17 protein-coding genes are annotated in these 23,016 nt (G+C 41.7%); 8 read left to right on the top strand and 9 right to left on the bottom strand.

The window, feature by feature from the left end; genetic code table 11:
- Window positions 1-195 precede the first annotated feature (195 nt).
- On the bottom strand, window positions 196-1,659 hold the full coding sequence (gene rpoN / locus VJ786_RS04740; protein ID WP_099367963.1) for an RNA polymerase factor sigma-54: 1,464 nt from the start codon (window positions 1,657-1,659) through the stop codon (window positions 196-198).
- 226 nt (window positions 1,660-1,885) lie between these two features.
- On the opposite strand from rpoN, the gene VJ786_RS04745 reads away from it, so the two are divergent.
- Window positions 1,886-4,207 (top strand): transglycosylase domain-containing protein, encoded by a 2,322-nt coding sequence (locus VJ786_RS04745; protein ID WP_336557354.1) that lies wholly within the window; start codon window positions 1,886-1,888, stop codon window positions 4,205-4,207.
- A 46-nt stretch (window positions 4,208-4,253) separates the two neighbouring features.
- Window positions 4,254-7,379: a DPP IV N-terminal domain-containing protein gene (locus VJ786_RS04750; RefSeq protein ID WP_257213833.1), complete on the top strand. Its 3,126-nt coding sequence runs from the start codon at window positions 4,254-4,256 to the stop codon at window positions 7,377-7,379.
- 67 nt (window positions 7,380-7,446) lie between these two features.
- On the opposite strand, the gene VJ786_RS04755 is transcribed toward VJ786_RS04750, so the two are convergent.
- On the bottom strand, window positions 7,447-7,719 hold the full coding sequence (locus VJ786_RS04755; protein WP_099367961.1) for a GIY-YIG nuclease family protein: 273 nt from the start codon (window positions 7,717-7,719) through the stop codon (window positions 7,447-7,449).
- A 106-nt stretch (window positions 7,720-7,825) separates the two neighbouring features.
- On the opposite strand from VJ786_RS04755, the gene VJ786_RS04760 reads away from it, so the two are divergent.
- The 5 genes from VJ786_RS04760 (at window position 7,826) to VJ786_RS04780 (ending at window position 14,665) form a co-directional block, all read left to right on the top strand.
- Window positions 7,826-8,599: an XRE family transcriptional regulator gene (locus VJ786_RS04760; RefSeq protein WP_099367960.1), complete on the top strand. Its 774-nt coding sequence runs from the start codon at window positions 7,826-7,828 to the stop codon at window positions 8,597-8,599.
- A gap of 90 nt (window positions 8,600-8,689) precedes the next feature.
- A complete protein-coding gene (gene rimP, locus VJ786_RS04765; RefSeq protein ID WP_099367959.1) occupies window positions 8,690-9,154 on the top strand; it encodes a ribosome assembly cofactor RimP in 465 nt (154 codons plus the stop codon).
- A gap of 2 nt (window positions 9,155-9,156) precedes the next feature.
- Complete coding sequence (gene nusA, locus VJ786_RS04770) at window positions 9,157-10,395, top strand: transcription termination factor NusA (RefSeq protein WP_099367958.1); 1,239 nt, start codon at window positions 9,157-9,159, stop codon at window positions 10,393-10,395.
- A 98-nt stretch (window positions 10,396-10,493) separates the two neighbouring features.
- The gene (infB, locus tag VJ786_RS04775) at window positions 10,494-13,553 is read left to right on the top strand and encodes a translation initiation factor IF-2 (protein WP_099367957.1); all 3,060 of its coding nucleotides are present in this window, start codon (window positions 10,494-10,496) and stop codon (window positions 13,551-13,553) included.
- Window positions 13,554-13,621: 68 nt separating this feature from the next.
- Window positions 13,622-14,665 (top strand): 2Fe-2S iron-sulfur cluster-binding protein, encoded by a 1,044-nt coding sequence (locus VJ786_RS04780; protein ID WP_336557355.1) that lies wholly within the window; start codon window positions 13,622-13,624, stop codon window positions 14,663-14,665.
- Here VJ786_RS04780 and VJ786_RS04785 read toward each other — a convergent pair.
- From VJ786_RS04785 to VJ786_RS04815, 7 genes are all read right to left on the bottom strand, one after another.
- Window positions 14,649-15,539 (bottom strand): DUF72 domain-containing protein, encoded by an 891-nt coding sequence (locus VJ786_RS04785; RefSeq protein ID WP_099367955.1) that lies wholly within the window; start codon window positions 15,537-15,539, stop codon window positions 14,649-14,651. The genes VJ786_RS04780 and VJ786_RS04785 overlap by 17 nt on opposite strands.
- A 39-nt stretch (window positions 15,540-15,578) precedes the next feature.
- Entirely contained in the window at window positions 15,579-16,406 is an 828-nt protein-coding gene (locus VJ786_RS04790) for a S41 family peptidase (RefSeq protein WP_336557356.1), read from the bottom strand.
- Window positions 16,342-17,814, bottom strand: coding sequence for a S41 family peptidase (locus VJ786_RS04795; protein ID WP_336557357.1), 1,473 nt, complete (start codon window positions 17,812-17,814; stop codon window positions 16,342-16,344). The genes VJ786_RS04790 and VJ786_RS04795 overlap by 65 nt, the downstream gene beginning before the upstream one ends.
- A 58-nt stretch (window positions 17,815-17,872) precedes the next feature.
- A complete protein-coding gene (locus VJ786_RS04800) occupies window positions 17,873-18,832 on the bottom strand; it encodes a glycoside hydrolase family 43 protein (RefSeq protein ID WP_099367953.1) in 960 nt (319 codons plus the stop codon).
- Window positions 18,833-18,967: 135 nt separating this feature from the next.
- Window positions 18,968-19,405: a nuclear transport factor 2 family protein gene (locus VJ786_RS04805; RefSeq protein ID WP_336557358.1), complete on the bottom strand. Its 438-nt coding sequence runs from the start codon at window positions 19,403-19,405 to the stop codon at window positions 18,968-18,970.
- Window positions 19,406-19,578: 173 nt separating this feature from the next.
- Entirely contained in the window at window positions 19,579-20,463 is an 885-nt protein-coding gene (ygiD, locus tag VJ786_RS04810; RefSeq protein WP_099367966.1) for a 4,5-DOPA-extradiol-dioxygenase, read from the bottom strand.
- 96 nt (window positions 20,464-20,559) lie between these two features.
- Window positions 20,560-21,390, bottom strand: a complete 831-nt coding sequence (locus VJ786_RS04815) for a helix-turn-helix domain-containing protein (RefSeq protein ID WP_099367951.1) — start codon at window positions 21,388-21,390, stop codon at window positions 20,560-20,562.
- Window positions 21,391-21,667: 277 nt separating this feature from the next.
- Between VJ786_RS04815 and VJ786_RS04820 the strand changes: the two genes are divergently transcribed.
- Window positions 21,668-22,987 carry an ammonium transporter gene (locus tag VJ786_RS04820; protein WP_336557359.1) on the top strand — a complete coding sequence of 440 codons (1,320 nt, stop codon included), beginning with the start codon at window positions 21,668-21,670 and terminating at the stop codon, window positions 22,985-22,987.
- Window positions 22,988-23,016: the final 29 nt, after the last annotated feature.

Here is a 23,016-nt window from a genome sequence, read left to right on the forward strand (position 1 = left end):
AGGTCCCGGCGAGGGACCCCAAGTTCGATCTGATCCAGCATGTGGAGGATCAGACGCTTGTCGAATGGCTGCTTCTTACTGGTCCGCTCCGCGAACTCAAACTCTCTTTCTATTGTTTCCATACACTTTGTTTTTGTGTATAGCTTTTTTAGGATTGGACAAACGGTCACCCTACAGGATGACCGTTGTATTTTTCTAAAGTTCTTTTCGAAGTCTGGCCACTGGAATATTCATGGCCTCCCGATATTTGGCAACGGTTCTTCTCGCTATGGAATAGCCTTTTTCCTTGAGGATTTCCGTCAATTTCTCGTCCGCTAATGGTTTTCGTTTGTCCTCATTGGCAATACATTCCTCCAAGATCTTTTTCACTTCCTTGTTGGATACCTCTTCTCCAGATTCTGTTTGGATGGCTTCGGAGAAGAAGGATTTTAATAAAAAGGTTCCAAATTCGGTCTGCACATATTTGGAGTTCGCTACACGGGAAACGGTTGAAATATCCATTTCGATCTTATCGGCAATATCCTTTAAGATCATCGGTTTCAGCATCCGATCATCACCCGTAAGGAAATATTCGTACTGGTATTCCATGATGGCATTCATGGTTTTCAGTAAGGTTTGTTGACGTTGTTTTATGGCATCGATGAACCATTTCGCAGAGTCCAGTTTCTGTTTCACAAATTGAACGGCCTCCTTCATTTTCTTGTCGTTCTTCTCCGCCTTCTCATAGTGTTCAAACATATCTTGGTAAGAACGGGAAACACGTAACTCTGGCGCATTTCTGCTGTTCAAGGTCAAATGTAAGACCCCATCGTTATTGCTGATGTGAAAATCAGGGATAATGTGCAGTTGCTTCCCAGCTGCTGCTCCAGAATCACCTGGTTTAGGATTTAGCTTCAATATTTCATTGACGATCTCTTTAAGCTCCTCGGAATTTACACCCAATTGCCTTTCGATCTTATCGTAATGTTTCTTGGTGAATTCATCCAAGTAGTCTTCCACCACCTGCATGGCTTTGCGGATAATGGCATTCTCCTGGTCTTTTTTTCGCAACTGGATCGCTAAACATTCCTGCAGGTTTCTTGCCCCAATGCCTGGAGGGTCGAATTCCTGGATGATCTTGAGCATATCTTCCACTTCTTTTTCTTCGACGATCACGTTTTGGGAAAACGCTAAATCGTCGATCAGGGAAGGGATGGGTCTACGTAGGTAGCCATCATCGTCCAAAGATCCGATGATCTGTTGACCAATTAAAAAGTCTTTATCGTTAAGTGCCAAGAGATCCAATTGGCTCTGTAGGTTTTCAAAGAAAGACGTTTGGATGGCGACAGGGATTTCCTTGCGGTTCTCATCATCATCGTTGTCATACCCACCACCGTAATCGCGGTAATCATCTTCTTGTATATATTCGTCTACGCTGAATTCTTCTTCATAGTTGCTTTCTTCCATGTTGTAGTCATCATCCGGGTCTTTGTCCGGATATTCTTCAACAGGATCGTTCATGTTAGCTAAGCTACCATCTTCAAGGGCAGGGTTTTCTTCAAGCTCCTCTTTGATCCTTGCATCCAAAGATACCGTAGGTACCTGGAGCAATTTGATGAACTGGATTTGCTGAGGTGATAATTTCTGAAGTAATTTCTGTTGTAAGGTTTGTTTTAACATGTCCCCGATTAATATTCATGGTAAAAATAGGTATTTAAATTGAATGAAATAGGAGTATTGAAATAATTACCGTATTTAGGTATAGTTTTTGTGGAGATATTGAACTGATTCCCAACAACCCTTCATGCAAAAATTGGTTTTGTTAAATTTCGTTAATTTTTCAAACATGTAAAGTTTTTGAGATTTTTGCTGTAGATATTTCCAAAGTTTTATTCATATTTACCCTATGTTTAAACGGGTCAGAAACAGATTTCTGCGTATTACGCTGATTCTTATATATTTCGTTATTTTATTTACTTGTGCGGTTCAGATTAACTTTTTAGGATTATTTGGTTCTTCACCCACCAAGAAAGAAATCCTATTACCTAGCCTAAATGTATCTTCTGAACTGTTTACGGCAGATTCTGTATTGATCGGCCGATATTATAAGCAAGACCGCGACCCCGTTCCCTACGATAGTATTTCCAAAAATGTAATCAATGCTTTAATCGCTACCGAGGATGTTCGATTCTTCAAACATCAAGGGGTGGATTTTATTGGTTTATTTGCTGGGGTGGTTTCCACCTTGAAAGGCGATGACCGAGGGGCAAGTACCATCACCCAACAATTGGCAAAAAACCTCTACAGAACCCGCTATAAGGATTCTCAAGGATTGCTAGGGAAAATTCCTGGAGTGGGTATCGTTGTTACAAAATATAAAGAGTGGATGACCGCTTTCAAACTGGAAAGCAAATACAGTAAGGAAGAAATTCTGACCATGTATTTGAATACGGTGTCCTTCAGCAATAATGCTTATGGGATCAAATCGGCATCTGTACGGTATTTCGATAAAATGCCGAGCGATTTAACGGTCAATGAGGCGGCCGTATTGGTAGGGATGTTGAAAGGGACAACCCTCTATAATCCGATCCGTAATCCGAAAAATGCTTTGCAACGTAGAAATACCGTTTTATGGCAGATGCAGAAGGAAGGCTACATCAGTGCAGAAGAGAATAAGAAATTCGCTGCAGATTCCTTGGGGCTGGATCTGAACAACCAGGAGCAACGAAACTCCAACGATTCCTATTTGCGTACTGCGGTAGAGAAATGGTTGGAAAAATGGGCAGAGGAAAATGAAATTGATATCTATACCAGTGGTTTAAAGATCTATACGACCATCGATTCCAGGATGCAGAAGATAGCAGAAGATGCGGTGAATTCCAAAATGAATGAATTACAGCGGAGATTGGATAATGTATGGCGCAATCAAGATCCTTGGCGCGATAAGGAGGGGAATGTCATTCCAAACTTCTTGGAAGACCAAGCCAAAAAACTGCCTGTTTTTACCTATCACATGGAAAAGTACAAGGATGAGGCCAAGGTGTTCGAGGAGCTGAACGTGAAAAAAGAGATGGAAGTTTTCACTTGGGATGGGATGGAAAAAGTGAATTATTCCAGCATGGATTCCTTAAGACATTACATCAGTATGTTGAATACGGGTGTTATGGCGATGAATCCTTATAATGGCGAGATCAAAGTTTGGGTAGGAGGTATCAACCACGATTTCTACAAGTTTGATCATGTCAACCAAGCGAAGAGACAGCCAGGGTCTACCTTTAAGCCATTTGCCTATGCGGCAGCGTTGGATGCTGGAAAAGCGCCATGTGATAAATATGAGGACAAACCAGTTAAGATAGAATTTGTTAACAATAAAGGGGAGCATGAAATTTGGGAGCCAAAGAACGCCGATTGGACCTTTTCTCATAGGCAATTGTCGCTAAGACATGCCATGGCTCGTTCATTGAACAGCGTAACGGCACAGATCACGGAAGAAGTGGGTTGGGATAAAGTAGTCGAGATGGCCCATAAAGTAGGGATCGAGAGCAAATTGGAATCTGTTCCTTCGGTAGGATTGGGGTCTAATGAAGTGACCGTTTTCGAAATGGTGCGTGCTTATGGGACATTTATGAACCAAGGGAAAAAAACAGAACCGATTTTGGTTTCGCGAATTGAGGATAAGGATGGGAAGGTGATCGCGGAATTCAAGACTGAGCAGAAGCAGGTGATGAGTCCGGAGAATGCCTGGTTGATGACCTATATGCTTAGGGGAACGATGGAAGAGTCAGGAGGTACCTCACAAGCTCTTTGGGAGTGGGATCTTTTCGATGATGAAAACCAAATCGGGGGTAAGACCGGTACTTCATCCGATTACGTGGATGGATGGTATATGGGTGTTACAAAAGACTTGATCACAGGAGTTTGGGTAGGTTGTGATGAACAAAGTATACATTTCAACAGTTCCGTGAATGGGGAAGGATCGAAGACAGCATTACCGATCTACGCGGTGTTTATGGAAGAGCTTTATAAGCATCCCGAGTTGGGCGTTACTTTGGGGAAATTCCCGGAGCCAACGGTGGAAATTTCCAAATCGTATAACTGTCCTGGTCCGCGGATACGTGTGGAAAGCCGTGGTTCCGGATCGGATTCCACAGCAAATGAGGAATCATCAGAAATCCCTACGTTAACCCTGCCTGAGGTAATAAGGGAAGAAGAGACTGAAAACAATTAAAAATAAGTCGTTCGGATTTTTTATTTTTAAGTACTAATTATTGGTTATGAGATTAAAAGATACTTATCTATGGAAGTTTTTGGGGCTGCAGGCTATACTGGTAATTTTAATGGCCATAGTACCCCAGCAAGGAAATGCCCAGTATTTTGGGCAGAATAAAATGAGGTATAAGAAGTTGGATTTCAAAGTTTTTGATACGCCTCACTTCAATATCTACTATTACCTGCAGAACGATTCCATGATGAATTGGCTGGCAAAAGAATCCGAAGTATGGTACGAATTGCACCAACAGGTCTTCCAAGATACCTTTTCCAGAAAAAATCCTATAATTCTTTATAACAACCATCCTGAATTCCAACAGACCACTGCTATTTCTGGTGAAATCTCTGTGGGTACGGGGGGTGTGACAGAAGCTTTTAAACAGCGGGTTGTGATGCCGGTGATGCAGATCAACCAACAGACAAGACATGTATTGGGCCACGAGATGGTGCATGCTTTCCAATACCGGGTATTGATGGAAGGAAATGATTCCACCCGTTTGGAAAGTGTGGCCAATATCCCCTTATGGATGGTAGAAGGTATGGCGGAGTATTTTTCGATCGGAAAGAAGGATGCTTTTACATCCATGTGGATGCGTGATGCCTATGCAAGAAATGATATCCCTAGTTTAGGGCAGATGACGGAAAATATGAACAAATATTTTCCATATCGTTATGGCCAAGCTTTTTGGTCCTATGTAGGTTCTACCTATGGGGATACGGTGATTATGCCTTTGTTCATCGAGACGGCAAAATATGGTTATGAACATGCCATTCGTCGTGTTTTTGGCTACGATGCCCAAACGATGTCTACCTTATGGCGGAGCACCATGGAAAATACCTTCCGTGGATTGGGCAAGGATACCACTTCTAGGCCAATCGGACAATTATTGTTATCCAAAAAGAATGCTGGACGGATGAATGTGGCGCCGGCCATTTCGCCTGATGGAAAATATGTGGCCTTCCTATCCGAATTGGATCTCTTCGGGATCGACTTGTTTCTTGCGGATGCGCAGACGGGAAAGATCATCCGAAAGCTCGGCTCACGGTCAACAAGTGCTGATATTGATGAATTTAGTTTTATAGAATCCGCAGGAACCTTTTCCCCGGATAGTAAGAAATTTGCTTTTTCGGTGTTCAGTGAAGGGAAGAACAAGCTGATGATTTTGGATGTGGAGACCGGGCGTACGGTCGATCTGACCGCCATGGGGGAGACTACTGAGTTCACTAATATTACCTGGGCGCCGCAGGGTGATCTGGTAGCTTTCTCCGGTCTGAAGAATGGTTATTCTGATATCTATACCTATAACCTCAGCACAAAAGAATTGGTTCAGTTGACCAATGATAAATATTCGGATTTTCAGCCAAGTTTTTCCAGAGATGGAAAATACATTGTCTTCAGTACAGATCGTGTAACCTTAGAATCTTCTTCACGTAGTGTGGATATCCCAATGAGTCTGGCACTGATCAATCTACAGACAAAGGCAGTTGAAAACCTTCCTGTATTTCCTGGGGCAAATAACCTGAACCCGCATTTTGCGGCCAACAGCAAGGACATCTATTTCTTATCCAACAGTGATGGTTTCCGGAATATGTTCCGTTATAATATCGAAACCCAGGCGGTGGATAGGATGACGGATTTCTTTACAGGTATTTCGGGTATTACCGAATATTCTCCGGCCATGAGTATTTCGGCAAATGATGAAATCGTTTATTCTTATTTCAAAGATAATTCCTATACGGTTTATCGGGCGAATGCATCCGAATTTGAACCTTTGCGCGTAGATGCTGGGACAGTTGATTTCGAAGCGGCCATGTTGCCTCCAAGTGCAAGCAGAGGCGTGAATGTAGTGAACACCAACCTTCGCAATTTTAATGCGTATGCCAGGATTTCAGACTCCCAGATCAAGGAGATTCCTTATCGTCCAAAATTCAAATTGGATTATCTGGCCAATAGTGGCGTAGGGATGTCCGTGGGATCACGCTATGGTGCGGGTATTGCTTCAGGTATTCAAGGGATGTTCTCGGATATCCTGGGTTATAACCAGATCTTCGCAGCAGCCAATATCAACGGAGAGATCTATGATTTTGGAGGGCAGGTTGCCTATATCAACCAAAGAAGCCGCTGGAATTGGGGTGGTTCTTTATCACATATTCCTTATCGTTTCGGTTTTTATGATTATGCATACCGTAATTTAGGGAATGGTGAAGAGCCCGTAATCGATCAATATTTGGTTCGTTCTTTCCAGACGCAGGCGGATGCTTTTATTGCCTATCCATTTAATCGTAACCATCGTTTCGAGATGGGTGGGGCAGCTTCCTATAACTCTTATCGTGTAGATCGTTTTACGCAGAGTTTATACAGTTATTATGGAACCAGGGAAAGGGTTCCAAACGATACAGCGGCCATGGCATTAGGGGTAAGGGATCTAGATCCTTTTACCTTGATGCAAGTGAACGCTGGATTTGTAGGCGATAAAGCGGATTTCGGAATTGCAGCACCGCTGCAGGGCTTTAGATACCGTTTAGGAGCAGAGCAATATTTCGGAACCTATAAATTCACGGCTGTGAACGTGGATTTAAGAAAATACCACCGTATCAAACCGATTACCCTGGCTGCCCGTGTGTATTCCTACATGCGTATAGGTGAAGGTGCGGATCGTTTGTACAATATCTACATTGGATATCCATATTTGATTCGTGGTTTTGAGGGGAATTCCTTCGGTGCGGACTCTAAAATTGGATTCAATGATCTGTCGGGCTCGAAAATGGTGGTAGGTAACTTTGAGGTTCGTCTGCCGTTTACCGGTCCTGAAAAGTTGGCGGTACTGCCTTCGGGATTCTTGTTCTCGGATCTGAACTTCTTTGTGGACGCAGGTTTGGCTTGGAGTGATGATTCGAAGATCGTATGGCAAAAAACAGATGCCGATAAGGTGACCAGACAAACTTCTGATGGAACATCCTATCAGGTATATCCAGAGAATTTAACGATGCCGGTATTTAGTGCGGGGGTTTCCCTTCGTGTTAATCTATTCGGCGCTATGATATTAGAGCCTTACTATGCCATCCAGCTGAATAATCCAACACGTTCTAAATTCGGAACCTTCGGATTAAACTTTGCACCGGGATGGTAGTCAAATTGATTGACCGATGAGTAGGTTAAGAGGTTAAGGTAAGGTTATTAAGGCCGTTGTTTACTGCTTATGCATAAACAGCGGCTTTTTTGTTGCGACACAAGTTTTGGGGGAGAGGCAGGCTCAACCAATTAGGGTTCTGTTTTCTAACCAGTCGTTCCCTTACGATGCGACCAAAGCTAAGTTCATTCAGTTTCTTTTCTGCATCAGCTTGGTTGCTGTACATCTCTAAAAATACCACTCTGTTCAACAAGGCGATTTGTTGGATGTCGGTTGTCATTCCTGCTTGAAGAAATTGTCTGTTCGCGTCGGTGCTGATGTAGATATAATAGGTATTCATGATGCTTTTAACTAAAATATTTGGTTAATTGAATATGTTTTGCTAATTTTATTGGCACAATAATACTAATAATATTAGTAATTCAAAAATTAATTGAAAATATTTTATGTCGAACATCTCATCGAATCTTAAGTTTTTACGTAAGAAAAAAGGCTTAACCCAACAGCAATTTGCTGATTTAATGGAAATTAAAAGGGCTTCTGTTGGAGCTTATGAGGAAGATCGTGCGGAACCAAAGTATGAATTGCTAAAAAAAATAGCGGAATATTATGAGTTGACGATGGATGAATTGGCGAATGAAGAGATCGATGAGAAATGGAAACCAACGCCTAAAAGTAATGCATCTAACCTTCGGGTATTATCTGTAACGGTGGATTCGGAAGATCGCGAAAATATTGAATTGGTTCCGGTAAAGGCGAGTGCTGGTTATTTGAATGGCTATGCGGATCCGGAATTTGTTAAGGAATTGCCAAAATTCTCGCTTCCGTTTATGAAGCAGGGTAGTTACCGTGCCTTTGAAATCAAAGGGGATTCTATGCTTCCTCTGCCTACGGGTTCTATCATCGTAGCGGAATACGTGGAGAATTGGCACGATATCAAATCGGGAAGTACCTATGTGATCGTTTCAGCCAATGATGGGGTAGTATACAAACGTATAGGACAAAAATATAAAGAGGATAAAGGGTTGAAATTGGTTTCCGACAACAAGACCTATGAACCTTATTGGGTGGATGCATCGGATATCCTTGAAGTATGGAAGGCGAAGGCCTTTATTAGTACCGAGTTTCCAGAGCCTAGCCCAGAGCCTACTTTGGAAGGTCTTTCGGCGATGATGGCACAGATGCAGAAAACCATCAATTCGGTTGTGGATAAAAACTAGTTCTTTATTTAGAAAAATTTTTCTTACCTTTGTTTCATCTGAAAGGAAGGGGGCATGGTATGCCCCCTTTTTTAATTCAATTATTAAAATATGCAGGTTGAAGATCGCGTAATCGAGTTAGTAGAAGAGAAAATCGCAGACAGAGATGATTTATTCATCGTTAGTGTAAAATTTCTGAAAAATGGCGTACTGGAGATTTTGTTGGATGGAGATCAAGGGATTTCCATTGACGATTGTGTGAAGGTAAGTCGCCATGTTGGTTTCCACTTGGAAGAAGAGAATGTGATCGAAACAGCCTATCGCTTGGAAGTGTCTTCCCCAGGAATCGATTCTCCACTGGAACTGCCTAGGCAATATCAGAAGAATGTGGGCAGAAATGTGAAGGTAAAACTAGCAGACGGAAACAAAAGAGAAGGTAAATTGGTTTCAGTTTCTGACTCGGCAATCGTAATTGAAGAAAAAGTAAAAGAAAAAGGAAAGAAAGCTGTCGATGTACAGACAGAACTTCCATTAGATCAAATAAAGGAAACTAAGGTGTTAATTTCATTCAAATAGAAATGAGTAGTAATATAAACTTGATTGACTCTTTTCAGGAGTTCAAAGATTTCAAGAACATCGACCGTCCTACAGTCATTACGGTATTAGAAGAAGTATTCCGTAGTATGATCCGTAAGCGTTTCGGTACAGACGAGAATGTCGATGTCATTGTGAACCCAGATAATGGTGACTTGGAGATTTGGCGTACGCGTGTGGTGATGGAAGATGGATTCTCTGAAGATGATGATTTGGAGATCGAATTGGCTGAGGCTCATCGCTACGATCCTGACCTAGAGGTTGGTGATGATTATATCGAGCAGATTACATTAGAAAGCTTTGGTCGTCGTGCGATCTTGGCAGCACGCCAAACATTGGTGTCCAAGATTTTAGAATTAGAGAAAGACGAAGTTTTCAAAAAATATAAAGATCGCGAAGGCGAATTGGTGATCGGTGAAGTGTACCAGATCTGGAAAAAGGAAATCCTTGTTCTTGATGAAGATGGTAACGAGTTGATCCTACCAAAAACAGAACAGATCCCTGCGGATTATTTCAAAAAAGGAGATAGCATCCGTGCGGTTGTTCACAAGGTGGATATGATGAACAATAATCCGAAGATTATTATCTCTCGTACAGCACCGGAGTTCTTACAACGTTTGTTCGAACTGGAAGTTCCAGAGATTTTCGATGGTTTGATTACGATCAAGAAAATTGTTCGTGAACCAGGAGAGCGTGCGAAAGTAGCAGTAGAATCTTACGATGACCGTATCGATCCAGTTGGAGCTTGTGTGGGTATGAAAGGTTCTCGTATCCATGGTATTGTTCGTGAATTGCGCAATGAGAACATTGACGTGATCAACTTCACGACCAACCACTCTCTATACATTACCCGTGCATTAAGCCCGGCAAGAATCACTTCCATCAAGATTGATGAAGATGGAAAAACGGCGGCAGTTTATTTGAAACCGGATCAGGTTTCTTTAGCGATCGGTCGTGGTGGTCACAATATTAAATTGGCTGGTAAATTAACTGGCTACGAAATCGATGTTTACCGTGAAACCGATGAAGAAGAGGAGGATGTGGATATCGAAGAATTCGCAGATGAAATTGAAAGCTGGATCATCGACGAGTTTAAACGCGTTGGTTTAGATACAGCAAAATCGGTATTAGCTCTTACAGAAGAAGAGTTGATTCGTAGGACCGACCTTGAAGAAGATACGATTCGTGAAATCGTACGTGTTCTTCAAGCGGAATTTGAATAGAAATATCGAAAATAATGGATTTAACAATTTTTAATAAATTGTTGAATCCATGTAAAAAAACATATTTTTGTATAATAAACACATTTTATAGATAGTAGATGTCAGAAGGTAAAAGCATAAACTTGCTAAAAGCAGCAAAAGAACTCAACATTGGTATCGGGACCGCGGTGGAACATTTGGTGAAGAAAGGATTCGAAGTAGAATCTAAGCCAAATACAAAACTGAGCCCGGAGATGTATGGGGTTCTTTTGAAGGAGTTTCAAGGTGATAAGATTGTTAAAGACGAGGCAAAACAAATTGTTATTGGCAAGATCCGCCGTGAAGAAGGTCCTGTGGTAGGCAACGCAACACCTGCAAATGAGTCTACTGAAGAGAAGGAAACCCCTTCTGATGTGAAGGAGATTTTGATCAAGAATACTTCTACTGATACCCCTGCGAAGGAGGAGAAGAAAGAAGAGGAATCTCAATCTGCTTTGAAGGTGGTTGGAAAGATTGATCTGGATAGTTTGAAGCGTGGCGCTAAGCCTGCTCCGAAAGAGGAGCCGAAAGCAGAGCAGCCTAAAGCGGAAGAACCAAAGCCTGAGCAGCCGAAGCAAGAGCAGCCAAAACCAGAACCTGTGAAGGAACCGGTAAAAGAGGTAGCGAAAGAAGAGGTGAAAGAGAAGGTAGAAGAGAAGCCTGTGGAAAAAGCTCCGGTTCAAGAAGAGGTCAAAAAACCTGAACCTCCTAAGGTAGAAGAAAAACCAAAAATAGAAGCTAAAAAAGAGGAGCATGTGAAAGCTCCAGTTGAAACACCTGTGAAAAAAGAAGAACCTGCTGTAAAACCTACAGAAGCAAAACCTAATCGTCCACAAGGTCAGGACGATGTGATTCGTGCGCGTTCAGAAACATTGAGTGGCCCTAAAGTGGTTGGTAAGATTCAATTACCGGCTGCAAGACCAAACAAACCTGTTGCGTCATCTTCCAACAATGCTGGAAACAATAACGACAACAAGCGTAAGCGCAAGCGTACGAACAAGCCATTAGGAGCGGGTTCAGACGGGAATCAACAGAACAATAACAACAACAATAACAACAGACAGGATGGAAACAACCGTCCGCCACACCAAGGAGGTCAAAACCAAAACCAAGGTGGTAACAGACCACACAATAGAGGTGGAAACCATCCGAACGATCGCCATGGAAACAAAGGTCGCCATGATAACAGAGGTCCTAGAAAACCGGAGGTAGCGAAAGAAGAGCCATCGGAAAAAGAGATCCAAGATCAAATCAAGGCAACATTGGCTCGTTTGAGCGGTGCTGGTAAGTCTGGTAAATTTGCACAACGTGCGAAGTTACGTCGTCAGAAACGTGATGATATAGCGACTTCTGCGGAAGAGGCAGCATTGGAACAAGAAATGATGTCGAAGGTATTGCGCGTTACGGAGTTCGTAACGGCAAACGAATTGGCAAACTTAATGGATGTTCCAGTAACGCAGGTTATTGCAACCTGTATGAGCCTGGGTATGTTCGTGTCCATCAACCAACGTTTGGATGCGGAGACCTTATCCATTGTTGCGGAAGAATTCGGATACCAAATTGAATTTATCAAACCAGAGGATGAGGAAGTAGCTGAGTTGGAAGAACCAGATACAGAATCACGTTTGGTTCCTCGTGCCCCGATCGTTACGGTTATGGGACACGTTGACCACGGTAAAACATCGTTATTGGACTTTATCCGTAAAGCAAATGTAACCAAAGGAGAAGCGGGGGGTATTACCCAGCACATTGGTGCCTATGCGGTTCAATTGGAAGATGGTAAGAAATTAACCTTCTTAGATACACCGGGTCACGAAGCCTTTACGGCGATGCGTGCTCGTGGTGCGAAGGTAACAGATATTGTAATCATCGTTATTGCAGCGGATGACGCGGTAATGCCTCAAACAAAAGAGGCCATCAACCACGCGATGGCAGCAGGAGTTCCTATCATCTTTGCCTTTACCAAGGTAGATAAACCAGGAGCAAATGCAGATCGGATCCGTGAGCAATTATCTGCGATGAATATCTTGGTAGAGGATTGGGGTGGTAAATACCAGGCTCAAGAGATCTCTGCGAAGACAGGTGAGAATGTTGACCTACTATTAGAGAAAGTACTATTAGAAGCGGAGATGTTGGAACTGAAAGCCGATCCTAAGAAACGTGCGGTTGGTTCTGTAATCGAAGCTGCTTTGGATAAAGGTAGAGGTATTGTGACTACGGTATTGGTACAAGGCGGTACTTTACGTGTGGGAGATCCTATTCTTGCCGGTTCTTATTCCGGTAAGGTGAAGGCATTGACCAACGAACGTGGAGAACGAGTTAAAGAAGCTGGACCATCGATTCCGGTACAGATCTTAGGTATGTCTGGTGCGCCGACTGCAGGTGATAAACTTTATGTGTTAGAATCTGAATCGGAAGCTCGCCAAGTGGCAAACAAACGTCTACAATTGCAACGTGAGCAAGGTATGCGTGCTACGAAACATATTACCTTGGATGAAATCGGTCGTCGTTTGGCAATCGGTAACTTTAAGGAACTTAACATCATTGTTAAAGGTGATGTGGATGGTTCGATTGAGGCATTATCTGACTCCTTGTTGAAATTATCTACGGATGAGATCCAAGTAAATATTATCCACAAATCGGTGGGTGCGATTTCTGAATCCGATGTATTATTGGCATCAGCTTCTGATGCGATCATCATCGGTTTCCAAGTACGTCCTACGCAAGGAGCACGTAAGTTGGCAGAGAATGAGCAGATCGATATCCGTTTATACTCCATCATCTACGATGCGATCGAAGAGATCAAATCGGCGATGGAAGGTATGTTGGCACCGAAACTTGAGGAGAAAATCGTTGCTGAGGTGGAGATCCGCGAAACCTTCAAGATTTCGAAAGTGGGTACCATCGCCGGATGTATGGTCTTGGAAGGAAAGATCAACAGAAACAACGACATCCGAATCATTCGTGAAGGCGTCGTGATCCATACAGGTAGATTGGCTTCCTTGAAACGTTTCAAAGACGATGTGAAAGAGGTTGCTCAAGGTTACGAATGTGGTCTGAACATCGATCGTTTCAATGATATCCAAGTAGGCGATATTGTAGAGGCATTCGAGCAAGTAGAAGTAAAACGTAAGCTTTAATCAGCTTGACAACAATAAAGCAATCCTGACCAGCAATGGTCAGGATTTTTTTTTATTATCTTTGGCACATGTACAAATTCAGTGTTTCCGAGATCATACAACAGCCAAACCAAAATGTGTCTATACGGTTTAACGATCTATCCGGAGAATTTCCAAGCTACAAGGCCGGTCAGTTCCTGACCTTATCTTTTCAATTTGGTGAAAGGGAGGTACGGAGATCCTATTCCTTCAGTAGTTCCCCTGTTTTGGATGAGCCTTATGAAATCACGGTTAAACGGGTTGAGAATGGCGAGATATCGCGACTATTGCACCATAAATTAGCTGTAGGGGATCAGATCGACGTGATGGAGCCTCAAGGGCTGTTTACCTATGAACCCTCTGAATCCAACGATTATACCTTGTTTCTATTTGCTGCTGGAGTGGGGATTACACCCTTGTTTTCTATATTGAAAACTGCTTTGACTGCTGAATCCAAAAGTAAGATTGTATTGGTGTACAGTAACAGCTCTAAAGAGCAGACCATATTTTACGAGGAGCTGTTGGAATGGCAAGCCAAATATCCGGATCGTTTGCACATTGAATTTATCTGGTCGAATGTGAAGAACCTTCTCAAGGCGCGATTGAACAGGGAATATATCTTAGAACTGGTTAAAACCCATGTGCTTGCTGGGGAGAAAATCCTTGCTTACATGTGTGGACCACTCTTCTATATGGACTTGGTTCGTTTTACCTTATTGGGAATGGGCATACCTGATGAAGACATCCGCAAAGAAACCTTCTTTTTTCCGGAGGAAGAAGAGGATGAAGATGAGAAAGAAGAAGAGCCGGTTGATACGACAAGTTATCAGGTTATTTTGAAATTCCAAGGTCAGGAACATGAGTTGACCATCCCGTATAATAAGACGGTTCTGGATGTTGGGTTGGAACATAAATTAAAACTTCCCTATTCCTGTAAATCCGGTATGTGCAGTACCTGCATTTCACAGGTTACAGCAGGTTCTGTGCGGATGGATTATAACGAGGTATTGACGGACAATGAAGTGGCTAGGGGGCGTTGTTTGATCTGTGTTTCCCATCCTTTGGAGGAAGGGACTACTATCGAGGTTCAATAAGCGGGATCCGAGGTTCAATAACCGGGAGCTGGCAGCCTAATGCCTTATTGAGATCTTTGGCAAATTGTTGGGATAGGAATGTAGTGTCTTGGTCTATTTTCTGGTGGATGAAGAAATAAACTTCTTGAAGACCGAGGTTCTTCCATTCCTTAAGCCGGATGACCCATGCGTCCAATCTTGCTTTATCGAGAATGGGATTGGTGGAAACAAATCGGATAAAAGCGGTGGGCGAGGTGAGGGGCATCTTCAATAAATCACGCCTTCCGGGTGTATCCACAATGATTCCGGTTTTCTTGGTCTTTCTATATATTTCTGTGAGTTGATTAAGGATCTGGGCATCAGAAAACCATTCTTCATGCCTTACTTCCACGGCCAAGGGATAACCTTTTGGAAACCGAGTTAGAAAGTCCTCCAAGCGATCGATGTTCTTTGGACGAAAGTTCTCCGGCATCTGCAAAAAGGCCATGCCCAGGTTCTCCTCAAAGAAAACCGTTGCATCTACAAAACTCAAAACCTTCTCGTCGGTATTGATCAATCTGGAATAATGGGAAATACTATTCGTTATCTTCGGACAGAATTTGAAATTCTCCTGCGTTCTGTTCTTCCATTTGATGACCTGTTCTTTTGTAGGCATCCTATAAAATGGACCGTTGAATTCCAATGCATTGAAATAGCTGGAGTAGTAAGGCAATTCATCCTTCGTGCCCCTTGGATAGAAACCTTTTAGATCCGCCTTTGACCATTTCGGATAACCCAAATACAGCTGAAAAGATTCTTTATTTTTGATCTGCTTTAGAAAGTCTTGACTTTCCTGATCAATTTCCGGCAAACTAAAATCAATGGATGATGGATCATCAACTCGTCCAAACTTCATACTAAACCCCCTCTTTAATAGCTTGCAATTTAACGGATATTATCTTCCTTTGGAAATCATTTCCAAGGCTTTTTCAATAAAGGGATCATTACGATTTTTAACATCTTCCCAAGAATAACCTACTTCCACATCAGGCTGGACACCTAACAGGTGGTGCTTAGTTCCATCAGAATTGACAACCTTTATACCTGAAAAGGAAACCTGTATTCCGCCTGGAAGATGTAGTATGTTGATATCGCCATTGGCACCAGCTGTGGGTTTTCCGATGATGGGGCCAATCTTTCCAAACTTTACCCAATCCAGAATGCTTTCTGGAGAACTTTGGGTAGCTTGGGCGGCAAGAAAATAGAATTTTGCTTGCGGGTGGTTTTCTTCAGGAAAGAGGTAATCTTTTCTGACCACAAACTTTTTATTCGTTGGAGAAAGAATGTGGTAGCTTAAGAAATGGTCAGAAACGAGGGTGTCTTTCACTAGTCTTCCCAATAGATTTTTTTCCTCCACATCGATGTTTGAATACCCTCGAAGATCGAATATAATATGCATCTGGGGATCATCAATATACCTCAATAGCGTATCATTCACTGGATTCTTGGAAAAGTTGAAATAGTAGGTGCTATCATTTAACAATTTATTGTCTGTGCTTTCCAGGAAGGAGGTGTACAGAAATCTATCTTGCTGTTGGTGATCCCTTATGCTTTCGATTTTTTTCTTTTTCTTGGATATGGGATCCATAAAGACCAACTTAGCCAGCGAGTTTTTTGGGCCGTACAATAAATGGAATTCTCCCGCTCTAACGATGAGATTAGCTTCTGAGCCTGATCCAAAATACTTTTTGGGTTTTCCATAGTTCTGGGATGGTTTTTCCATCGATGCTCAGCAGTTGGTCGCCAATTTGGATCTTATCTTTTAGGTTGTCGTTATGGATATTCTGAATATAATAATTTCCATCGACATGGATGATGGTAATGGGTACAGTATGGGTATACAGATCTTCCGTGATGAGATTGGTGAATAAGATATGCGCATCCTGGTAGGTATGTAGTATTTTTCGAAGGCTAAGATCATATTCCAATAGATCTTTAGAGGCTAGTACCTCCGCAAGGGTGTTTCTTAAGAGTTCTTCGGCTTCTTTTTCAGATAACGTATTGTAAACATAGGCGGTTTGAAAAATATTCCAAATACTGATTACATTAGCTAACCTTACATTCATGTCTTTTTGGTTCTCGGGACTGAATAAAGGGTAAGGTAATTTCTTTACATATGGTCCATTCCAAAAATTGGAAACAGGTCTTGGGTAGGTGTGTTTTTCATCGGCATAAACGGCCAATGGAAAACTGATCTTCAATCGATCTGATAGTTGAAGGGATACAGAATCTCCAATCTGATTCTCTTCTTCGAATATTTTTTGGTCGTTTTCAATGAGCCGCAAGGTGAATTGTGGTTTAGCCATATTCATCGTATCGGTCAACTCTTTTATACTAAAGCTCTTGCCTTCAATGCTTATGCTGTCTGATGAGAGGTTTAATTTTCCGATATCATCCATAATCCCCATTTCAATCTGCAAATGAGTTGCCCCTTGCGGGAGGGTGTCGCTTAGGTAAAAGACCCCATTTTCTTCCTTTAGATGATGGCTGGCTCTCAAAACCATTTTTTGGAAGGTTTGGATCAACCTATCTTTATCGGTAGCATAAGAGAATTTGAGTTGGAAAGGCTTGCCTTGAAGGCCATCCGGAATTCGAATGTTTACAAAATTAAAATAGTTTAGCCAGAAATCGGATAACAAGGACCTTCTGTTCAACCTAATACTTTTGAAAGCACCGTTGATATTACTATAGAGGTCCATCCCCCTTTGCTGCTTACTAACAACCCTATTTTTAATTTCTCTTGCTGGAGGTAAAGCAAGAATCGTATTCCCATAGGTCATTTTCAAGGAGGGTTCAAGTGGAAGAAAAAATTTAAGAAGAGAATCTGCTAAGGCTTTTTCTGATGGAGCAGCACGGCTTAACCGAACGCCCTCGACCATCACGGCATCCCATCCAGGTGAGATTAAAATGCTATCCACCATATCGGTCGGTGAAAAATGTCGAATGGCCCCTGCAACTTTGGCAAAGGCAGTTAATCGATCAATCTCCTCTTGGTGCTGCTGTGCCTGTGCAGGTAGTTGTAAAGAAGTAAGGCAGGTAAATGCTATAAAGGCTAAGAATCTGTTCATCATCATAATAAATCGGTTGTATAAAGTATCTACCTTCGAAAGTCTTAATTTCTTGATAGACATCAAAATACAACCGATTTATTTATGTTTTTTTAACGAATAATCCTTTTCTAGGGCTGGCTTATTTCAATTTATGTTTTACCCCTGTAAACGTCATTTTTACCGGAATGATCAATCCATCCTTATCAAATTTCATTTCATCAATACAGGTTTCTCGTTCATTCGCCGCTTTTTTGCCCAATGGACGACGATGGTAGACGATATAGTATTTATCCTTTTTCGGGATCTTAATCACCGAATGATGTCCGGCACTGGTAGCAACCTCTGGATCAGATTCCAATATGGTTCCTATGCGTTTAAAAGGGCCAAATGGCGAGTCTGAAATCGCGTAAGCAACCTTGTAATTTGGCAATCCCCAGCCACCTTCTGACCACATAAAATAATATTTACCATTTTTGATGAACATAAATGGTCCCTCCACATAGTTTTCCGGGGTAATTTCCTTATAGATGGTTCCATCTGGGAAGGGAACAATGCTTTTGAAATCATCACTCAATTTCACCACATTGCAATGTCTCCATCCGCCATAGTACATGTAATGTTGTCCATCCTTATCCTTAAAAACAAACTGATCTATCGGTTGGGCGCCATTTACGATGTCGCTAATAAGCGGTTTACCGATCAAGTCTTTGTAAGGTCCCTCGGGTTTATCGGCAACTGCTACGCCAATTCCACCTACTTCCCCTTGATGAACATCATTGGCCCCAAAGAAAAAATAATATTTACCCTTATGATGGACCACACTTGGCGCCCACATGGCTTTATGCGCCCAACTTACATTACTGTTTGTCAACACCTTTTCATGTTTCTTCCAGTTCACCAGATCCTTGGAGGAGAAGGCGTCGAAAAAAATCTGTTTTTCGTAGGGAGCAGAGTAAGTAGGGAAAATCCAATATTCTTTGTTGAGGATCATCCCTTCCGGATCGGCATACCATCCAGGAATAACAGGGTTCTGTTGAGCGAGCGCCGTTGAAGAAAATAAACAGGCAAAAAGTAACGATTTGAAATAGGTAGATTTCATTGATTAAAGGTTTTAGTTGGTTTAAATATACAAAAAAGAGCTAACCTTAGGTTAGCTCAAAACAACTGATTTTGGATTATATATAAAGAAATTACAATTTGTATAAAGAAATTACAATTTGGATTTAAAGAATTATTATTTGATAGGGTAAGTCACTACGACATTGCTGATTTTCCATCCATCTTTCGAATTACATAACGTAACGTAATCGTTTCTGGTAAAGTTTTCAAAGGTCGTGGTGATCTGCACGATGCTACAATCTTCATTCTTCTCAATGAATTTGTAATCGGATTCACATTCCATTTTTACATTTTTCAAGGATTTCAAATACTTTATCATAGCTTTTTTCTTGATGTTCTCCGAGCTGCGGCTGTTTGGTGTAGAGTAATAGAAATCGTTGGTGAACATGTGGTCTACCAATTCGATATTGCCTCTTAGGGTAGCATCGATATAGTGGTCTACAATGGTTTCTACTTTGGCAAATTTAACTGGTCCTTCCATTTCATTTGCAAATAATGTACTTGATAAAAAAGTCATTACGGTGGTTACGATTAAAGTGATTAGCGTTTTCATATCTTTTTATTTTTTTTGTGGTTAATTGTTCTAATTATTTGATTCAAAGGTATATGGAAAAGCAACGCCCAAACATAGCGTTTAGGCGTAATCACATTAATTTTCGGTGAATCCCCGAAAAATTTCGGCGAAATTATTTTGCATTTAAGAAGAATCGGTGAAAGAATGCCTTTCTACCCAATTTTAAAGGAGGTCATCGTCAAAGCACCAGCAACTGCAGCATCATTAAAGATGGTCAACTCCTCATTTTTCTCCTGAAGAGCCAAAGCATACAGCATTGGTATATAATGTTCAGGAGTAGGAATGGCCAATTGGAACTCTTTTCCCTGTTTATGGAAATCTATTAAAGGTGCATGGTTTCCGGAATTGATATATTCCTTCATTTTTTCATTGGCTGTCTGTGCCCAATCAAAAGCATAGCCTACCGTGTTCAGGTTTTTCCAGGAAACCAAGCCCAGGTTATGTACGATATTTCCAGAACCGATGATCAATACCCCTTTCCTTCTTAAGGCCGCCAATTCTTTGGCCAGCGCATAATGATGCGATGCGGGTTGGGTATAATCGATGCTCATTTGAATAATCGGAACATCCGCATTAGGGTAGAGGTGTTTAACGACCGACCAGGAACCATGGTCCAAGCCCCATTTCTCATCCAGATGAACCTCTTTACTGCCTACGATCTCTTTGACGGCCTGAGCAAGTTCAGGAGATCCCGGCGCAGGATATTGTACATCGAAGAGCGCTTGAGGGAATCCACCAAAATCATGGATGGTGGTTGGGTTTTCCATAGCGGTTACAAAGGTGCCTCTAGTTTCCCAGTGGGCAGAAACAACCAATATAGCGGTTGGTTTTTCGATTTCATGACTTATCTTCCTAAATCCCTGCACAAATTCGTTTTCCTCGATGGCATTCATCGGGCTACCGTGGCCCAGGAACAACACCGGCATCTTCGCCGTATGATTCAGCTCATCAACGAATTTATTTAAGCTATTTAACTTAACAGCCAATCCGGTAAGGGGAAGGGCGGCAGCTGCGGCAAGGAATTGTTTTCTGTTCATATCATCCATTTTCTTTGTCCTTTCTATTCTAATAATACAAAGGTCGCAAGAATTGGATGGTGGGTGGTATGAATATTCGGAAAAAAGATATGATAATTAAGAAATCAGTCGGCGCATTTCCTCTCGGAATTCCGATGGGGTCTGTCCGGCTTTCTTCTTGAATACGCTCGTGAAGTAAGCTTTATCGGTATATCCCAACTCAAAGCCAATCTCTGCTACGGTTTTGTCTGTGCTGAGCAATAGGTTTTTGGCCTCGATCAACTTTCTGGTTTCGATGATTTCGGACACCGATTGTTGGAGGATATTTTGGGTGATAGTGTTCAGGTTTCGAGCGCTCATGAATAATTTCTCCGCATAATACGCTACTCCTTCTGGTCTTCTGAAATTCTCCTCCAAAATGCTTAGGAAGTTTTTAAACGTTGTATCCTGGTTTTTGTAGAGTTGCAAGCTGTTCGGCTCCTGTTTCTGCCGTTCATCTTCAATCATGATAAATAAGCTGCTCAATAATTCTCTAACGATGGAAAGCGATGGCTTTTCCTGTCTCATTTCATCAGCGATCAGATTACAGATTATGATCAACCTATCAAAACATCTGCCTTCCTTAAATTGGAGGTTAGCATTCTCATGGTAATTGCTGTATAGGTTAAAGGTAGTTTCGGGTATAAATTCACTCTTGAAACGCAAAACCCAGTAAAAACATTCGCCATCAAGGAGCTCAGGAGATACACGGTGGATTTTTCCGCGGGTAACAAAACAAACGAAGGGAGCTTCATATTGATGGGTCTTAAAATCAATAAAATGCTCAATCTTTCCTTTTACACCGATAATTAGTTCTTCAAAATCGTGCTGGTGGGCTTCATTTAGGGAAGAATGAATTTTTTCCACTTCTTTTTCGTCAACTTGGTAGATTTTAAATAGATTTTCCATGTGATTTATCCCTTCTATCTTAAAATTGCATAAAATTTTAATAAATCAAAGCTTAAAATCTATATTTTTTATTTGAAGAGGCCCATTTCTGTAATGGGTATTTTTATCACTTACCAAAAAATGATGGTTCAAAGCTTTTTCGGATTCATGAAATATAAAATTTAATGAGTTTTTGTCAATAAAATCCTTTTTTAACAAAAATATTCTCAATAAAATTCAAATTTTATTTCATTTTTAATATTTAAAAACTATTTTTGATGTAATTAATTTAAATTTTATGGTTTTATCAGGTAAAAAGTCAATTATTCCTTCTCTTTTAATGGGTTTGGTGGTTATAATCTCCTTGTTTTTCACCAAAACACCCAAAATAAATGATACATCAAGCTATAATTATGCAGATATTGCTTGGATGCTTACCTCTACAGCATTAGTTTTGATCATGACACCTGGTTTAGCCTACTTTTATGGTGGAATGGTCAAAAAAAAGAATGTTATTTCTACCATGCTGCAGAGTTTTATCTGTATGGCGGTCGTTGCGGTAATTTGGGTGGTATTCGGATTTAGTCTCGTGTTTGGAGAATCACTCGGAGGGATCATCGGGAATCCATTTAGTTTTTTCATGTTCAATCAGGTATTGGAACATGAACCTTGGGAGGCTGCCGCAAGCATACCTTTTGCCTTATTCGCCATCTATCAATTGAAATTTGCGATTATAACCCCCGCTTTGATCACGGGAGCTTTTGCAGAACGCATCAGGTTCACTTCCTATGTGCTCTTCATTTGCCTCTTTTTCATTTTCATCTATGCACCATTGGCACATGCCACCTGGCATCCTTCCGGGATTCTCTTCAAAATGGGTGTGCTTGATTTTGCGGGCGGAACGGTGGTACACATGTCTGCAGGACTTACCGCCTTGGCATCGGCAATTTATCTAAAGCGGGGCAAAGACTATCATCAACATAACCCTGCGCGAATTACCTATGTGTTATTAGGAACAGGCATGCTCTGGTTTGGTTGGATAGGTTTCAATGCCGGATCTGCTTTTGGAGCGAATGCCCTAGCTGCTACCGCATTGATAACCACTTCCACCGCTTCGGGAGCAGCCGCTTTGACCTATATATTTTTGGATGCAGCCAAAGGCATAAAACCTTCAGCAATGGGGGTATGCATTGGTGCAGTGGTCGGTTTGGTCGCCATCACGCCAGCAGCAGGATTTGTTACCTTCGGACATTCCCTAGTTATCGGTTCGGTAGCCGCGGCGGTCAGTAAGTTTGTGATCGAATGGCGGACAAAATCCAGAATTGATGATACCCTGGATGTTTTTCCCAGCCATGGCGTGGGAGGGATGGTCGGTATGCTATTGACCGGTGTATTTGCCAGTAAGCACATCAATCCGGCCATACCGGATGATGGCCTTTTCTTTGGTGAGTGGAAATTATTCAACGCCCATGTGATAGGCCTACTTGGAGCGGCTGTTTTTACACTCGTTATGGCATTTTTGTTATTAAAAATTACAGATATGATTTCACCACTAAGGGTAACAGATGCCGAAGAAGAAGTCGGCCTGGACGTTTCTCAACACGGCGAAAAACTATAAGATTCTTTCCTATCCAATTTTCCTAAATT

It is taken from the genome of Sphingobacterium tenebrionis (assembly GCF_037126265.1).
Taxonomy (GTDB): Bacteria; Bacteroidota; Bacteroidia; order Sphingobacteriales; family Sphingobacteriaceae; genus Sphingobacterium; species Sphingobacterium tenebrionis.

Coding starts and splice junctions, on each gene's coding strand:
- rpoN (WP_099367963.1), bottom strand. CDS start 1,659: ATGTTAAAACAAACCTTACAACAGAAATTACTTCAGAAATTATCACCT.
- VJ786_RS04745 (WP_336557354.1), top strand. CDS start 1,886: ATGTTTAAACGGGTCAGAAACAGATTTCTGCGTATTACGCTGATTCTT.
- VJ786_RS04750 (WP_257213833.1), top strand. CDS start 4,254: ATGAGATTAAAAGATACTTATCTATGGAAGTTTTTGGGGCTGCAGGCT.
- VJ786_RS04755 (WP_099367961.1), bottom strand. CDS start 7,719: ATGAATACCTATTATATCTACATCAGCACCGACGCGAACAGACAATTT.
- VJ786_RS04760 (WP_099367960.1), top strand. CDS start 7,826: ATGTCGAACATCTCATCGAATCTTAAGTTTTTACGTAAGAAAAAAGGC.
- rimP (WP_099367959.1), top strand. CDS start 8,690: ATGCAGGTTGAAGATCGCGTAATCGAGTTAGTAGAAGAGAAAATCGCA.
- nusA (WP_099367958.1), top strand. CDS start 9,157: ATGAGTAGTAATATAAACTTGATTGACTCTTTTCAGGAGTTCAAAGAT.
- infB (WP_099367957.1), top strand. CDS start 10,494: ATGTCAGAAGGTAAAAGCATAAACTTGCTAAAAGCAGCAAAAGAACTC.
- VJ786_RS04780 (WP_336557355.1), top strand. CDS start 13,622: ATGTACAAATTCAGTGTTTCCGAGATCATACAACAGCCAAACCAAAAT.
- VJ786_RS04785 (WP_099367955.1), bottom strand. CDS start 15,539: ATGAAGTTTGGACGAGTTGATGATCCATCATCCATTGATTTTAGTTTG.
- VJ786_RS04790 (WP_336557356.1), bottom strand. CDS start 16,406: ATGGAAAAACCATCCCAGAACTATGGAAAACCCAAAAAGTATTTTGGA.
- VJ786_RS04795 (WP_336557357.1), bottom strand. CDS start 17,814: ATGTCTATCAAGAAATTAAGACTTTCGAAGGTAGATACTTTATACAAC.
- VJ786_RS04800 (WP_099367953.1), bottom strand. CDS start 18,832: ATGAAATCTACCTATTTCAAATCGTTACTTTTTGCCTGTTTATTTTCT.
- VJ786_RS04805 (WP_336557358.1), bottom strand. CDS start 19,405: ATGAAAACGCTAATCACTTTAATCGTAACCACCGTAATGACTTTTTTA.
- ygiD (WP_099367966.1), bottom strand. CDS start 20,463: ATGAACAGAAAACAATTCCTTGCCGCAGCTGCCGCCCTTCCCCTTACC.
- VJ786_RS04815 (WP_099367951.1), bottom strand. CDS start 21,390: ATGGAAAATCTATTTAAAATCTACCAAGTTGACGAAAAAGAAGTGGAA.
- VJ786_RS04820 (WP_336557359.1), top strand. CDS start 21,668: ATGGTTTTATCAGGTAAAAAGTCAATTATTCCTTCTCTTTTAATGGGT.